This window comes from Streptomyces sp. SYSU D01066-1 (assembly GCF_054956795.1).
On the sequence record NZ_JBUDHV010000038.1, the window covers coordinates 42,737 to 57,994 of the forward strand.

A 15,258-nucleotide genomic window follows, 5' to 3' on the forward strand; every position below is an offset into this window, starting at 1 on the left:
AGTGGCGCCCGACGGCGAAGAGTGAGAAGCGCGGCGGCCGGGCGGTTCCGGCTCCCTTCGGCCAGGGATCGCGGCCGGGCGGTCCGCCTCCTTCGGCCCCCGACCGCGATCGGGCGGCCCCCTCAGTCGGCCACCGACGCCTCCGCGTCCGCCGTCCGCCGCACCTGCTCGGGCACGTCCGGAAGGCGGTCGGCCCTGCCCCGGCCGTCGCGGCGCCGGGCCAGCCGGGCCGCCACGGACTCGGTGTACCGGGCGGTGAGCGGGCCGAGGACGACCAGGATCAGCACGTACGCCGTCGCCAGCGGACCGAGGGACGGTTCGATGCCGGCCGACACCGCCAGCCCGGCGATGACGATCGAGAACTCGCCGCGGGCGACCAGCGCGCCACCCGCCCGCCAGCGTCCCTTGACCGAGATACCGGCCCGCCGCGCCGCCCAGTAACCCGTGGCGATCTTCGTCAGCGCGGTGAGGACGGCCAGCGCCAGGGCGGGCAGCAGGACCGGCGGGATGCTCGCCGGGTCGGTGTGCAGTCCGAAGAAGACGAAGAAGACTGCGGCGAACAGGTCGCGCAACGGGCTCAGCAGCGTGTGCGCGCCCTCCGCGACCTCCCCGGACAGCGCGATGCCCACCAGGAACGCCCCGACCGCCGCCGACACCTGGAGCTGCTGGGCCACGCCCGCGACCAGGATCGTCAGCCCCAGCACGACCAGCAGCAGCTTCTCCGGGTCGTCGCTGGAGACGAACCGGGAGATGAGCCGGCCGTAGCGGACCGCCACGAACAGCACGATCCCGGCCGCGCCCAGCGCGATCGCCAGCGTGACGCTGCCCGTCATCAGCCCGGCGCCGGCCACCAGCGCCGTGACGATCGGCAGGTACACCGCCATCGCCAGGTCCTCCAGGACCAGCACGCTGAGGATCACCGGGGTCTCCCGGTTGCCGACCCGGCCGAGATCGCCCAGCACCTTGGCGATGACACCCGACGACGAGATCCAGGTGACACCGGCCAGCACCACGGCGGCCACCGGGCCCCAGCCCATCAGCAGCGCCGCGACGGCACCCGGCAGGGCGTTGAACGCGCAGTCCACCAGTCCCGCCGGATAGTGGGACTTCAGATTGGTGACCAGGTCACCGGCGGTGTACTCCAGGCCCAGCATCAGCAGCAGCAGGATGACGCCGATCTCGGCGCCGGTCGCGACGAACTCCTCGCTGGCACCGAGCGGCAGCAGCCCGCCCTCGCCGAAGGCCAGCCCGGCGAGCAGGTAGAGCGGTATGGGCGAGAGGCCGAAGCGCCCGGCGAACCGGCCGAGCAGGCCGAGACCCAGGATGATGGAACCGAACTCGATCAGCAGTACCGCGGAAGAGTGCACCGGATCACTCCCGCCCGAGTATCGCGGCGGCGGCGTCGACGCCCTCGCGGGTGCCGATGACGATCACGATGTCGCCGCCCATCAGGCGGAAGTCCGGCGCGGGGGAGGGGATGGCCTCGGCGTGCCGCAGCACGGCCACGACCGACGCGCCCGTCTCGGTCCGCATCCTGGTGTCGCCCAGCACCCGCCCGTTCCAGTGCGAGGTCGCCGACACCTCGATCCGCTCGGCCACCAGCCCGAGCGCGGAGGTGTGCAGCAGGCTCGCGCTCTGGTGCGACGGCTTCAGCGCGTCGATCAGCGCGCCCGCCTCCGGGCCGGTCAGCCTCAGGGACTGGGCGCAGGAGTCGGGGTCGTCGGCCCGGTACACGTTGACCGTGCGGGCTCCGTCACGGTGGGCCACCACCGACAGCTGGCGGTGTTCCCGGGTGACCAGGTCGTACTGGACCCCGATGCCCGGCAGCGGCGTCGCCCTCAGGCGTGGAGCGGACACGTGTCTTCCCCTCGTTCGTTCTCGTGCTGTGCTGCGCCCGGCGCACATGGGTGTCCGGTGACGCGCCGCCATGCTGTCATCCGCGCGTACGGTGGCGATATGGGTGTCGTGACGGATATACGCAGCAGGCCGGGGGTCAGGAGACCGCTCCCGGCGGTGCCGCGCACCGGATCCGCCGGATCCGAGAGATCCGGAGGGAGCGGGAAGAAGACCGTGTCGCTGTTCTGGCGCATCTTCTCGCTCAACGCCACGGGCCTGGTCCTGGCCACCGCGCTGCTGCTGGGGCCGGTGACCGTCTCCACCCCCGTGCTGCCGCACGAGGCGCTGATCCTGCTCGGCGGTCTCGCCGCGCTGCTGGTCGGCAACGCGGTCGTCCTGCGGCTCGGCCTCACCCCGCTGCGACGGCTGGGCAGCGCCATGTCCACCGCCGGCCTGCTGCGCCCCGGCACCCGTCCGGAGGTCTCCGGCCCCGCCGAGGCCGCCGTGCTGATCGCGACGTACAACACCATGCTCGACCGTCTCCGGGCGGAGCGCGCCGCCGGGGCCGCGCACGCGCTGCACGCCCAGGAACGCGAGCGCCACCGCATCGCCAGGGAACTGCACGACGAGGTCGGCCAGACCCTCACCGCCGTCCTGCTCCAGCTCAAACGGGTCGCCGACCGGGTGCCCGACGGGCTGCGCGACGAGGTGAGCCAGAGTCAGGAGGCGATCCGGGCCGGACTGGACGAGATCCGCCGCATCGCCCGCCGACTGCGCCCCGGCGTCCTGGAGGAACTGGGCCTGGCCAGCGCCCTGCGCTCGCTCGCCGCCGAGTTCACCCACCACGGGCTCACCGTGCGCCACCAGGTCCCCGGCGATCTGCCCCCGCTCACCCCGGAGGCGGAACTCGTGCTCTACCGGGTCGCCCAGGAGGGCCTGACCAACACCGCCCGGCACTCCGCCGCCGACCTCGCCGAACTCACCCTGCGCCGGTGCCCCGGCGCGGTCGAACTCCTGGTCCGCGACAACGGCACCGGCATCGGCGACGCCCCCGAGGGCGCCGGCATCAGCGGCATGCGGGAACGCGCCCTGCTGGTGGGAGCCGACCTCGCCGTGGTGTCCGGACCGGACCGGGGCACCGACGTACGCCTGCGCGTACCCGCCGCGCCCGCCGGGACCGGCCCGCACGCCGTACCCGCCGCGTCCGCCGGAACCGGCCCGCACGCGCGCGTGGCGGCCGAGACCACCCCGACCGGCCCCCACACGCCCGTACCCGGCGCACCCGGAGACCCCCGATGACCGCACCCGCCCCGCCGTCCCCGATCCGCGTCCTGCTCGCCGACGACCACACCCTGGTACGCCGGGGAGTGCGCCTCATACTCGACGGCGAACCCGACCTGCGAGTCGTCGCCGAGGCCGGGGACGGCGCCGAGGCGGTCGTGGCGGCCCGGGCCGGCGACGTCGACCTCGCCGTCCTGGACGTCGCCATGCCCCGCATGACCGGCCTCCAGGCGGCCCGCGAACTGTCCCGGCGCCTGCCCGGCCTGCGCATCCTCATCCTGACGATGTACGACAACGAGCAGTACTTCTTCGAGGCGCTCAAGGCGGGCGCCTGCGGCTACGTCCTCAAGTCGGTCGCCGACCGCGACCTGGTGGAGGCGTGCCGGGCCGCCGTGCGCGACGAGCCCTTCATCTACCCGGGGGCCGAGCGCGCCCTGGTCCGCGCCTACCTGGACCGGCTGCACCGGGGCGACGGCCTGCCCGCGCGGCCGATCACCGAGCGCGAGGAGGAGATCCTCAAGCTCGTCGCCGAGGGCCACACCTCCAAGGAGATCGGCGAACTGCTCTTCATCAGCGCCAAGACCGTCGAACGCCACCGCGCCAACCTGCTCCAGAAGCTCGGCGTCCGCGACCGCCTGGAGCTGACCCGCTACGCGATCCGCGCGGGCCTCATCGAGCCCTGACCAGCGGATACGACGGTTGTCCACAGGCTGCCCCGGCCACTGTCACGGACCGCCTACCCTTATTGCCATGACCAGCATCGACCGGAGCCAGACCGTGGGCGCCCCCCGCACATACGAGGTACGCACCTACGGGTGCCAGATGAACGTCCACGACTCCGAGCGATTGTCCGGTCTGCTGGAGGACGCCGGGTACGTCCGCGCCCCCGAGGGCTCCGACGGCGACGCGGACGTCGTCGTCTTCAACACCTGCGCCGTCCGTGAGAACGCCGACAACAAGCTGTACGGCAACCTCGGCCACCTCGCCCCCAGGAAGGCGAGCCGCCCCGGCATGCAGATCGCGGTCGGCGGCTGTCTGGCCCAGAAGGACCGCGACACCATCGTGAAACGCGCCCCCTGGGTCGACGTCGTCTTCGGCACGCACAACATCGGCAAGCTGCCGGTGCTGCTGGAGCGCGCCCGGGTGCAGGAGGAGGCGCAGGTCGAGATCGCCGAGTCCCTGGAGGCGTTCCCGTCCACCCTGCCCACCCGGCGCGAGAGCGCCTACGCGGCCTGGGTCTCCATCTCCGTCGGCTGCAACAACACGTGCACCTTCTGCATCGTCCCCGCCCTGCGCGGCAAGGAGAAGGACCGCCGCCCCGGCGACATCCTGGCCGAGGTCGAGGCGCTGGTCGCCGAGGGCGTCTCCGAGATCACCCTGCTCGGGCAGAACGTCAACGCCTACGGCTCCGACATCGGCGACCGCGAGGCGTTCAGCAAGCTGCTGCGGGCCTGCGGCACCATCGACGGCCTGGAGCGGGTCCGCTTCACCTCCCCGCACCCGCGTGACTTCACCGACGACGTGATCGCCGCCATGGCCGAGACGCCGAACGTGATGCCGCAGCTGCACATGCCGCTCCAGTCCGGCTCCGACCCGGTCCTCAAGGCGATGCGCCGCTCCTACCGCCAGGAGCGCTACCTCGGGATCATCGAGAAGGTCCGCGCCGCCATCCCGCACGCCGCGATCACCACCGACATCATCGTGGGCTTCCCCGGCGAGACCGAGGCGGACTTCGAACAGACCCTGCACGTCGTCCGCGAGGCCCGCTTCGCGCAGGCGTACACCTTCCAGTACTCCAAGCGCCCCGGTACCCCGGCCGCCGAGATGGACGGCCAGATCCCCAAGAAGGTCGTCCAGGAGCGCTACGAGCGGCTGGTCGCCCTCCAGGAGGAGATCTCCTGGGAGGAGAACAAGAAGCAGGTCGGCCGCACCCTGGAGCTGATGGTCGCCGAGGGCGAGGGCCGCAAGGACGGCACCACCCACCGCCTCTCCGGCCGCGCCCCCGACAACCGCCTGGTCCACTTCACCAAGCCCGACCGGGAGGTCCGTCCCGGCGACGTGGTCACCGTCGAGATCACCTACGCCGCCCCGCACCACCTCCTCGCCGAGGGTGCCGTACAGCACGTGCGCCGCACCCGCGCGGGCGACGCCTGGGAGAAGCGCAACACCGCCGAGCAGGCGAAGCCCACGGGCGTGCTGCTGGGCCTGCCGAAGATCGGCGTGCCCGAGCCGCTGCCGGTCGCGGCGGGCGGCTGCGGCTGCGACTGACACCCACGGCCGCGCCACGACTGACCCGCACGGCCGGCGCCGTGACCGACACGTCGAGGACGGGGTCGGCGCCGCGGCCGTCACGTTGACACGGCCGGCGCCGCGGCCGTCACGGCCGACGCCGTGAGTGACCGCGCGGCCGGGAAGGGCAGGCGGGCGGACACGGTCCGCGCGGCCCGCCGCGGCGGGCGGGCCGGACGGGGATACGCTGCCGATCATGCTTGTCGCCGCCGCCGTCTGCCCCTGCCCGCCCCTCCTGGTCCCCGACGTCGCCGCGGGCGCCGCGCCGGAACTCGACCCGGCCCGCGCCGCGTGCGCGGACGCCCTGGGCGTACTGGCCGCCGCCCGGCCCGACCGCCTGGTCGTGGTCGGCCCCGCCGAGGGCTCCGGGCCCGAGCACTACCCGCAGGGCACCCGCGGGTCGTTCCGCGGCTTCGGCGTGGACGTGGACGTACGGCTCGGACCGGACGGTGACCCGGTGACGCCCGTAGGGGAGCTGCCGTACGGGCTCGCCGTCGGTGCCTGGCTGCTGGAGCGGACCGGATGGCGCGACGCCCCGGTCGAGGGCCTCGGCGTGGGGGAGCCCCTCACGGCCGGGGAGTGCGCCGCCCTGGGACGGGAGATCGGCGCACGGGCCGGGCGGGTGGCGATGCTCGTGCTGGGCGACGCCAGCTCGTGCCGCACGGTCAAGGCGCCCGGCTACCTCGACGAGCGGGCGGCGCCCTTCGACGCGGCGGTGGCCCGGGCGCTGGGCGCGGCGGACCTGACGGCTCTTGGGACCCTGGACGCGGAACTGGCCCGGGAGCTGAAGGTGTCGGGACGGGCGCCCTGGCAGGTCCTCGCGGGCGCCGCCGAGGACGCGGCCCTCGACGGCGCGCTGCTGTACGAGGACGCGCCCTACGGGGTCGGGTACGTGGTGGCCGCCTGGTCGTAGTCGGGGCGAACGGCCGCACACGACGGCGGACGGCCGGGAGCCGTTCCGCTCCGCGGCCGTCCGCCGTCGTGTGCCCCGCCGGTCAGTGCGCCGGGGGCGTGGGGCCTGCCGGGGGCGTGCCGCCCCCCGGGCCGGGGCCGGGGCCGTCCTTGTGCGCGAGGCGGTCCATGGCGTCCTTGGCCTTGTCCGTACCGGACCGGATCCGGTCGCTGTACTTGCCCTTGGTCTTCTCGTCGACGGTCTTCGCCGCCCTGTCGAGCCCGTGCTGGATCCTGTCCCCGTGCTGCTGTGCGAGGCCGGAGACCCTGCCCTTCGCCGGGCCCAGCCTGGCCTTCACGTTCTCCAGGAAACCCATGGTCCACCTTCCCGCGTGGCTGGTGCGGTCCGCTCCCTACGTGCGGGCGCCCTCGCCGCTCCCGTTGTCGACGGCCTCCCCGGCGGACTGCTGCCTGGGGATCTCGACACCGTCGGCCCCGGCCGCCCCGGCGGTCTCCCGCACCGCCGGCTCAGGCGTCCCGTCGGCCCCGGTGCCGGCCGGTTCCGCGGCGGTGGCCGCCTGCTCCGCCTCCGCCTCGGCCCCGGTCCCGTTCTCGGCCCCGGTCCCGTTCTCAGTCCCGTTTCCGGTCCCGGTCTCGTCTCCGGTCCCGTTCCCGGTGGCCGGCGCCCCGGCCGGTGCCTCGGCGGCCGAAGCCTCCCCCGTCGCCTTCGACTTCCGGAGAAGCCGTGCGAAAACTCCCATATCAACTCCATACGGTACTCGTGCGGGCGAATTCCCGCGTTGCCCGGTACGTCCGTCTGCGCGGCCCGGGCCGCCGCCCCCCTGTGCCGGGGCGGGAACTTCGCAACGGGCAACGACCTCGGTGACGCGATGTCACGTAACCCGTTCGAGACCGCGGCGAGAGGTTTGCGAGACTGGGGCCGTGAGCAGCGCACCTCCCGCCCCCCGCGTCATCGCCGTCGTCGGACCGACCGCAGCCGGTAAGTCCGATCTGGGCGTCTTCCTGGCCCAACGGCTCGGCGGAGAAGTCGTCAACGCCGATTCCATGCAGCTCTACCGAGGGATGGACATCGGCACCGCCAAACTGACGCCCGAGGAGCGCGCCGGGATCCCGCACCATCTCCTGGACATCTGGGACGTGACCGTCACCGCCTCCGTCGCCGAGTACCAGCGCCTCGCCAGGGAACGGATCGACGCCCTGCTGGCCGCCGGCCGCTGGCCGATCCTGGTCGGCGGCTCGGGTCTCTACGTCCGGGGCGCCGTCGACAAGATGGAGTTCCCCGGCACCGACCCCGAGGTCAGAACCCGGCTGGAGGAGGAACTGACCCTGCGCGGCTCCGGCGCGCTGCACGCGCGGCTGGCCGCCGCCGACCCGCAGGCCGCGCGCGCCATCCTGCCCAGCAACGGCCGCCGGGTCGTCCGCGCCCTGGAAGTGATCGAGATCACCGGCCGGCCCTTCACCGCCAGCCTCCCCGGCCACGACTCCGTCTACGACACCGTGCAGATCGGCGTCGACGTGGCCCGTCCGGAGCTGGACGCCCGGATCGCACGCCGGGTCGACCGGATGTGGGAGGCCGGCCTGGTGGACGAAGTGCGCGCACTGGAGGCGCAGGGGTTGCGTGAAGGGCGTACGGCGTCGCGCGCGCTCGGCTACCAGCAGGTGCTCACGGCGCTCGCCGGTGGAACCACCCTCGAAGAGGCCCGGGACGAGACCGTACGGGCCACCAAACGCTTCGCGCGCCGTCAGGATTCATGGTTCAGGCGCGACCCCCGGGTGCATTGGTTGAGTGGGGCCGCGGCGGACCTCGGGGAACTTCCGCGGCTCGCGCTGTCGTTGGTCGAACGACCGGTTACAGCCTGATCACGTCATGGCATCGGGACGCCCCGGCCGTCATCCGGGCCGGCGGGGGCGTGCCATCATCGAGCTTCGATCGACCAAGTGGAGTCCTAGTGGGGAGGGCGCGTGGCGATGGAGGCCGGCCCTCGTGACACCGCGACGAGCACCGATCACGGCACCGTCGACGGCCCGGAACCGGAGCCGGAGGCGGCCCGTCCGGGCCCGGACGGGTTCGACGAGACGCGGGGCGGTGTGACCGCCGACGGCCCGGAGCCCGAGGAGATGTACGCGGGCGGCGAGCAGGTCGAGGTCGAGCTGCGTCCGCAGCGGCGGCTGCGCCTGTGGCAGCTCGCGCCCATCGTCTGTCTGGCCGCGGTCGGCTCCCTGATGTTCGCCTTCCCGCTCGCCTTCGACTTCGGCGACAGCGGCGCCATGATCGCCATGCTGGGGCTGCTGATCTGCTCCTGCGCGGCCGGCTGGGGCATGATGGCCGCCCGTCGCGTGGGTCACACCTGGCCGGGCCTGCCCCAGCGGGGCGCGGGCCGCCGCTCCGACTGGCGGGTGGTCCTCGCCTACGTGGTCGTGGTCGCCGCCGTGGTCGTCCTGGCGGTGTGGCGCGTGGCCCGGCTGCGCGGCTGACGGCGCCCTGTCCGGCGGGCACGCCGGCGCCACCCCGTACGATCGAGGAATGAGCACGCGGATCGCCTTCCTCAAGGGTCACGGGACCGAGAACGACTTCGTGATCGTGCCGGACCCGGAGAACGCCGTCGAGCTGCCGCCGGCCGCCGTCGCCGCCCTGTGCGACCGCCGCGCCGGCATCGGCGGTGACGGACTGCTGCACGTGGTGCGGTCCGCCGCGCACCCCGAGGCCCGGCACCTGGCGGCCGAGGCCGAGTGGTTCATGGACTACCGCAACGGCGACGGCTCGGTCGCCGAGATGTGCGGCAACGGCGTGCGGGTCTTCGCGCGCTACCTCCAGCACGCCGGGCACGTGACCGAGGGAGACCTCGCCGTCGCCACGCGCGGGGGCGTGAAGAGCGTGCACATCGCGAAGAGCGGGTCCGGCGGCGACATCACGGTCGGCATGGGCCGGGCCCTGCTCCCGGAGGGCGACGTCACGGTGAGCGTCGGCGAGCGTCACTGGCCGGCGCGCAACGTGAACATGGGCAACCCGCACGCGGTCGCCTTCGTGGCCGACCTCGCGCACGCCGGCGACCTGCTCTCCCCGCCGCCGTTCAGCCCGGCCGCCGCCTACCCGGACGGGGTGAACGTCGAGTTCGTGGTCGACCGCGGCCCCAGGCACGTGGCGATGCGGGTGCACGAGCGCGGCTCCGGCGAGACCCGCTCGTGCGGCACGGGCGCGTGCGCCGTCGCCGTCGCCGCCGCCCGCCGGGACGGAGCCGACCCGGGCGTGACCGGGACCCCGGTGACGTACACGGTCGACGTGCCCGGCGGCACGCTGGTCATCACCGAGCGACCCGACGGCGAGATCGAGATGACCGGCCCGGCGGTGATCGTCGCCGAGGGCGAGATCGACGCCGCGTGGTGGACGGGGGTCACCGTGTGAGCACCAGAGCGATCCTCGACGCCCCACTCGGAAACGTAAACCTGCCCCCCATCGCTCGAATGGGTGATCCGTTTCACGCTCGGCGAGAGGCGGTCGGCCGTACGTGATGGGCTCGATAGCATCAAGCACCGGCCCGGACGGCGGACCGACGCCGTTCCCCGTCCCCCGCCCGACCCGGGGTGGCCCGTCCGCCGGTCGACGCAGCCGGAGGTGCCCATGAACGCGGAGGCCGCGAAACCAGCGAGCCCAGGCCAGGTGACGCCCGCGACCACCGTCGCCGCCACCCCGACGGCGCCCCGCCGCAAGGCCCGGCCCCGGCTCGACCTGCGGCGTCTGGGCCGCGCCGCACTGCTCGGACCCGGCACCCGTGACCGGCTGCCCGACGCCATCGGCCATGTCGTCGACGCCCACCGCGCCCACCACCCCGACGCGGCCATCGACCCCCTGCGCCGCGCCTATCTGCTCGCCGAGTCCTCGCACCGCGGCCAGATGCGCAAGAGCGGCGAGCCGTACATCACGCACCCGCTCGCCGTCACCCTCATCCTCGCGGAACTGGGTGCCGAGACCACCACGCTGACCGCCTCCCTCCTGCACGACACCGTCGAGGACACGGAAGTGACCCTCGACCAGGTCGGCGCGGAGTTCGGCGAAGAGGTCCGCTACCTCGTCGACGGCGTCACCAAACTGGAGAAGGTCGACTACGGCGCCGCCGCCGAGCCCGAGACCTTCCGCAAGATGCTCGTCGCCACCGGCAACGACGTCCGCGTGATGTCGATCAAACTCGCCGACCGGCTGCACAACATGCGCACCCTCGGCGTGATGCGCCAGGAGAAGCAGGAACGCATCGCCAAGGTCACCCGGGACGTGCTCATCCCGCTCGCCGAGCGGCTGGGCGTCCAGGCGCTCAAGACCGAGCTGGAGGACCTCGTCTTCGCGGTCCTGCACCCCGAGGACCACCGCCGCACCAAGGAACTGATCGCCGAGAACGCCGCCCGCGCGGACGACCCGCTGGCCGCGACCGCCGACCAGGTGCGCGCCGTGCTGCGCGAGGCCGACATCCCGGCGGAGGTCCTGATCCGGCCCCGCCACTTCGTCTCCGTGCACCGCGTGGGCCGCAAACGCGGCCGGCTCGCCCCGACCGACTTCGGCCGCCTGCTGGTCCTGGTGAACGAGGACGCCGACTGCTACGCCGTCCTGGGCGAGCTGCACACCTGTCTGACGCCCGTGGTCTCGGAGTTCAAGGACTTCATCGCCGTACCCAAGTTCAACCTGTACCAGTCGCTGCACACCGCCGTGGCCCGCGAGAACGACGGACAGGTCGTCGAGGTCCTCATCCGCACCCACCAGATGCACAAGGTCGCCGAGGCCGGCGTCGTCGCCCTCGGCAACCCCTACACCGCGCCCGGCGAGGAGCAGTCCGCGGGCGACGGCGAGCGCGTCGACCCCACCCGCCCCGGCTGGCTCTCCCGCCTCCTCGACTGGCAGCGGGCGGCCCCCGACCCCGACACCTTCTGGTCCACCCTGCGCGAGGACCTCGCCCAGGACCGCGAGATCACCGTCTTCCGCCCCGACGGCGGCACCCTGGGCCTGCCCGAGGGCGCGACCTGCGTGGACGCCGCCTACGCCCAGTACGGCGAGGACGCGCACGCCTGCATCGGCGCCCGCGTCAACGGACGGCTGGCGACGCTCAGCACGGTGCTGCGCGACGGCGACGCCGTACAGCTCCTCATGGGACAGGACCCGGCCTCCGAGCCCTCCCGGGAGTGGCTGGAGCACGCCCACACCCCCGCCGCCCGGATCGCCATCCAGCGCTGGCTCACCGCCCACCCGGGACGCGGCACCGAGGACCAGGAGCCCGCGCGGCCGGGTACCGACGAGGGGCTGGTCGTCCGCCGCGCCCCGGACGCCCCGGCCGACGGTGCGGACGGCCCCGCCGTCCTGGTCGACCTGCCGGACGTGACCGTACGGCTGGCCGGCTGCTGCACTCCCGTACCGCCCGACGAGGTCACCGGTTTCGCCGTGCGCGGATCCGTGGTGACCGTGCACCGCACGGAGTGCGCCGTGGTGGCCCGCATGAAGAGCGGGGGGCGCGCGGAAGTCGGCGTGCGCTGGGGCGACAGCGCCGGCGGCCGGGTCACGCTGCTCGCCGAATCGTTCGTCCGCCCGCATCTCCTGGCCGACCTCACCGAGGCGATGGCGCTGGAGGGCGCCGAGATCGTCTCCGCGACCGTCGAGCCCCCGGACCGGCAGCGCGTGCGCCACACCTACACCGTCCGCCTCCCGGACGTCGCCCACCTGCCCGCCCTGATGCGCGCGATGCGCAACGTGGCGGGTGTGTACGACGTGAGCCGGGCGCAGCAGCCGCAGCCGGCGGGCGGCTGAGCGGCGGTCCGGGGAAGCGGCGGTCGGCGGTCCGGGGAAAGGGGCGGCCCGGTGAGGGAGGGGCGGTCCGGGGAGCGCGGCGCGCGGGAGCCCGTTCGGGTGCGCCGGGCGCGCGCCGTCGCCGTGGCGTACGCGGGCGCTGACAGCCGTGGGGCATACCGCACACCCCCCTCACCTCGTCCTCCGGGCCCCGGGCGGCGGCGCTGCTCGCGTCGGCCGTCCCTGGTCCGTCTGACCGCCGCGAGCGCCCCGCCGGCCCCGCTCGGCATCGGCGACCGCCTCTTCCCCCACCTGGGCAACCCCGGCTACGACGTGCTGGCCTACGGCCGCTCCTTCACCTGCTCCGGCCCCACCACCGAGCCGCTGCGCGCCGGCACCACCGTCGACGCCCGGACCACGGCCGACCTGGACCGGATCGACCCGGACTTCGCCCACGGCACGGTCGGCCCGGTGGAGGCCGACGGCGAGCGGCCCCCGCCGATGCCGGGCCACCCGGACCGGAAGCCGGGCGGGACGAGTGTTCCGCCGGCGCCGGGGGAATAAGCCGGTGACGAGACGTCCCGTGCCGTGCGACCATCTTCCGGTCGGCGCGGTACGGGACGCGGGAATCTCCCCGGCCGCCCATGCGTTGTGATGCACGACTGGCTCGTGGCGCGAGAAGCGCCGCGGCACCCGTTCCCAGAGACGTAAGGATCCAATGACCTCCTCTTCTTCCACTTCCCAGGACACCAAGCGCCTCGCGCACACCTATCCCGAGGGCCTTCGGGCCGATGCCCTGATGGAAGAGGACGTCGCCTGGAGCCACGGAAACGACGCGGAGTGGGACGGCGACCAGTTCGACCGCTCCGAGCGCGCGGCCCTGCGCCGTGTAGTGGGCCTCTCCACCGAGCTGGAGGACGTCACCGAGGTCGAGTACCGACAGCTCCGCCTGGAGCGCGTCGTCCTCGTCGGCGTCTGGACCTCGGGCACGGCACGGGACGCGGAGAACTCCCTCGCCGAGCTGGCCGCCCTCGCCGAGACCGCCGGCGCGCTGGTGCTCGACGGCGTGATCCAGCGCCGTGACAAGCCCGACGCGGCCACCTACATCGGCTCCGGCAAGGCGCAGGAGCTGCGCGAGATCGTGCTGGAGACCGGCGCGGACACCGTCATCTGCGACGGTGAGCTGAGCCCCGGCCAGCTGATCCAGCTGGAGGACGTCGCCAAGGTCAAGGTGATCGACCGGACCGCCCTGATCCTCGACATCTTCGCCCAGCACGCCAAGTCCCGGGAGGGCAAGGCGCAGGTGGCGCTCGCGCAGATGCAGTACATGCTGCCGAGGCTGCGCGGCTGGGGCCAGTCGCTGTCCCGGCAGATGGGTGGTGGCCGCGGCGGCCTCGCGACCCGCGGTCCCGGTGAGACCAAGATCGAGACGGACCGGCGCCGGATCCGCGAGAAGATGGCGAAGATGCGCCGTGAGATCGCGGAGATGAAGACCGGCCGCGAGGTCAAGCGCCAGGAGCGCCGGCGCCACAAGGTGCCGTCCGTCGCCATCGCGGGCTACACCAACGCCGGCAAGTCCTCCCTGCTCAACCGCCTCACCGGCGCCGGCGTCCTGGTCGAGAACGCGCTGTTCGCGACCCTGGACCCGACCGTGCGCCGCGCGGAGACGCCGAGCGGGCGGCTGTACACCCTGGCGGACACCGTCGGCTTCGTCCGGCACCTGCCCCACCACCTGGTCGAGGCGTTCCGTTCCACCATGGAGGAGGTCGGCGACTCCGACCTGATCCTGCACGTGGTGGACGGCTCGCATCCGGTCCCGGAGGAGCAGCTCGCCGCCGTGCGCGAGGTGATCAGGGACGTGGGCGCCACCGACGTACCCGAGATCGTCGTGATCAACAAGGCCGACCTGGCCGACCCGCTGGTCCTCCAGCGGCTGCTCCGGGTCGAGAAGCACTCCATCGCCGTCTCGGCCCGCACGGGCCAGGGCATCGAGGAACTGCTCGCCCTGATCGACAACGAGCTGCCCCACCCGTCCGTCGAGATCGAGGCACTGGTGCCGTACACGCACGGCAAGCTGGTCGCCCGCGCCCACGACGAGGGTGAGGTGCTCTCCGAGGAGCACACCCCGGAGGGCACCCTGCTCAAGGTTCGGGTGCACGAGGAACTGGCGGCGGAACTCACGCCGTACGTCCCGGTGCCGCTCGCCTGACCAGGTACGGTCCCGCACCTCGTACGCCCGAGGGCCCGCCTCCCGCTTCGGCGGGGGCGGGCCCTCGGACGTCGTGCGCCGGTGCCGTCGCCACGGGGTGACGCCGGGGCCCGGCGCGTCGTCACCGCCGGGTGCTGCCCGGCGCCCTTCACCGCCCGGCGGCTCCGCGCCGACCGCTTCGTACACGGTCTTCGCCTCCTCGTCCGGCCGCGGGCCGGCCGACCCGCGGCCCACCGGGCCGGCGGAGGTGTCGGACACCAGCACCGGCCCGCCGCCCGCCCCGGCCGCCCCGGCCGCCACCCGGCCGCCTGAGGACGCTTTCCTGCCCGCCCCGCGGTCGCCGATCGGTGAACGCCGGCCGTATGCGCCGCATGGCACGCCCCCTTTGCCGGCACCGGACCACTGCGCGTCCGCCATGAGGACTTCGGGGGGAACGCCGATGGCCGCGGCGAGGGGCGGATCCGGCGGCCGGCCGTAACCCCGTGCGCGGCCGGGGGTTGGTAGCGGTGAGGGGTGGCCCGCGGCCCGACCGCGGTCCCCTGCGAACAGCGGAAGGACAGGGAACCGTGGCCGAATCCGGGTGCGGGGGGTTGGTATCGCGGGGGGACGGGGCGGCGAGGACGGCGGTGCGGGCCGTTCGGGACGCGTCCTCAGGAACGTACGAGGGCGTACCGCGACGCCAGCCGGCGTGTGAGACGGCGGCGCGTGCCTGCGCGTGCGCCCTGCCGACCGTCCCCGTCCGGGCGCGGGGTCTCACCGTCGTGCCCGAGGGCCGGTGCCCTCCGGACCGTCCCGCCGGAGCCGGGACACCGGCCCTCGGACATGACCCTCCGGTCGTGCCGGAGGTGATCCGCGAGGCGCTCGACCCCGGCGCGTCCTCGCACGTCCCCGGCCTGGTGGCACCGGTCGAGGACGCCTTCGTCGACGAACCGCCGCGCACCCCGCCGCCCCCTCTCGCCGGACACGC

Annotated in this window: 13 protein-coding genes and 1 pseudogene; 10 read left to right on the forward strand and 4 right to left on the reverse strand. The window is 73.9% G+C overall.

Annotation, left to right across the window (positions count from 1 at the left end; all coding sequences use genetic code 11):
* Positions 1-122 precede the first annotated feature (122 nt).
* Together ACY1JF_RS26595 and ACY1JF_RS26600 are read right to left on the reverse strand one after the other, a co-directional pair.
* Positions 123-1,367, reverse strand: a complete 1,245-nt coding sequence (locus tag ACY1JF_RS26595) for a cation:proton antiporter (protein ID WP_462707788.1) — start codon at positions 1,365-1,367, stop codon at positions 123-125.
* Positions 1,368-1,371: 4 nt separating this feature from the next.
* Positions 1,372-1,857, reverse strand: coding sequence for a cation:proton antiporter regulatory subunit (locus ACY1JF_RS26600; RefSeq protein ID WP_462707789.1), 486 nt, complete (start codon positions 1,855-1,857; stop codon positions 1,372-1,374).
* A 99-nt stretch (positions 1,858-1,956) separates the two neighbouring features.
* Between ACY1JF_RS26600 and ACY1JF_RS26605 the strand changes: the two genes are divergently transcribed.
* The 4 genes from ACY1JF_RS26605 (at position 1,957) to ACY1JF_RS26620 (ending at position 6,319) form a co-directional block, all read left to right on the forward strand.
* Positions 1,957-3,135, forward strand: a complete 1,179-nt coding sequence (locus tag ACY1JF_RS26605) for a HAMP domain-containing sensor histidine kinase (RefSeq protein WP_462707790.1) — start codon at positions 1,957-1,959, stop codon at positions 3,133-3,135.
* Positions 3,132-3,800, forward strand: a complete 669-nt coding sequence (locus tag ACY1JF_RS26610; RefSeq protein WP_462707791.1) for a response regulator — start codon at positions 3,132-3,134, stop codon at positions 3,798-3,800. Before ACY1JF_RS26605 ends, ACY1JF_RS26610 begins: the two co-directional genes overlap by 4 nt.
* A gap of 67 nt (positions 3,801-3,867) precedes the next feature.
* Complete coding sequence (miaB, locus tag ACY1JF_RS26615; RefSeq protein ID WP_462707792.1) at positions 3,868-5,385, forward strand: tRNA (N6-isopentenyl adenosine(37)-C2)-methylthiotransferase MiaB; 1,518 nt, start codon at positions 3,868-3,870, stop codon at positions 5,383-5,385.
* A 217-nt stretch (positions 5,386-5,602) separates the two neighbouring features.
* The gene (locus ACY1JF_RS26620; RefSeq protein ID WP_462707793.1) at positions 5,603-6,319 is read left to right on the forward strand and encodes a class III extradiol dioxygenase subunit B-like domain-containing protein; all 717 of its coding nucleotides are present in this window, start codon (positions 5,603-5,605) and stop codon (positions 6,317-6,319) included.
* 82 nt (positions 6,320-6,401) lie between these two features.
* Here the strand turns inward: ACY1JF_RS26620 and ACY1JF_RS26625 are convergent, their stop codons facing one another.
* Entirely contained in the window at positions 6,402-6,674 is a 273-nt protein-coding gene (locus tag ACY1JF_RS26625; RefSeq protein WP_462707794.1) for an antitoxin, read from the reverse strand.
* Between the two features lie 36 nt (positions 6,675-6,710).
* Positions 6,711-7,058 carry a hypothetical protein gene (locus tag ACY1JF_RS26630; RefSeq protein WP_462707795.1) on the reverse strand — a complete coding sequence of 116 codons (348 nt, stop codon included), beginning with the start codon at positions 7,056-7,058 and terminating at the stop codon, positions 6,711-6,713.
* Positions 7,059-7,239: 181 nt separating this feature from the next.
* Here ACY1JF_RS26630 and miaA point away from each other — a divergent pair, with 181 nt between their 5' ends.
* The 6 genes and pseudogenes from miaA to hflX all read left to right on the forward strand — a co-directional run bounded on the left by miaA (position 7,240) and on the right by hflX (position 14,291).
* Positions 7,240-8,178 (forward strand): tRNA (adenosine(37)-N6)-dimethylallyltransferase MiaA, encoded by a 939-nt coding sequence (miaA, locus tag ACY1JF_RS26635; RefSeq protein WP_462707796.1) that lies wholly within the window; start codon positions 7,240-7,242, stop codon positions 8,176-8,178.
* Between the two features lie 108 nt (positions 8,179-8,286).
* Entirely contained in the window at positions 8,287-8,793 is a 507-nt protein-coding gene (locus tag ACY1JF_RS26640) for a hypothetical protein (RefSeq protein ID WP_462707816.1), read from the forward strand.
* A gap of 49 nt (positions 8,794-8,842) precedes the next feature.
* The gene (gene dapF, locus ACY1JF_RS26645) at positions 8,843-9,721 is read left to right on the forward strand and encodes a diaminopimelate epimerase (protein WP_462707797.1); all 879 of its coding nucleotides are present in this window, start codon (positions 8,843-8,845) and stop codon (positions 9,719-9,721) included.
* Between the two features lie 216 nt (positions 9,722-9,937).
* The gene (locus tag ACY1JF_RS26650; protein ID WP_462707798.1) at positions 9,938-12,103 is read left to right on the forward strand and encodes a RelA/SpoT family protein; all 2,166 of its coding nucleotides are present in this window, start codon (positions 9,938-9,940) and stop codon (positions 12,101-12,103) included.
* Positions 12,104-12,258: 155 nt separating this feature from the next.
* A pseudogene (locus ACY1JF_RS26655) lies at positions 12,259-12,571 on the forward strand (M1 family peptidase); the annotation flags it as partial.
* Positions 12,572-12,800: 229 nt separating this feature from the next.
* Entirely contained in the window at positions 12,801-14,291 is a 1,491-nt protein-coding gene (gene hflX, locus ACY1JF_RS26660) for a GTPase HflX (protein WP_462707799.1), read from the forward strand.
* Positions 14,292-15,258: the final 967 nt, after the last annotated feature.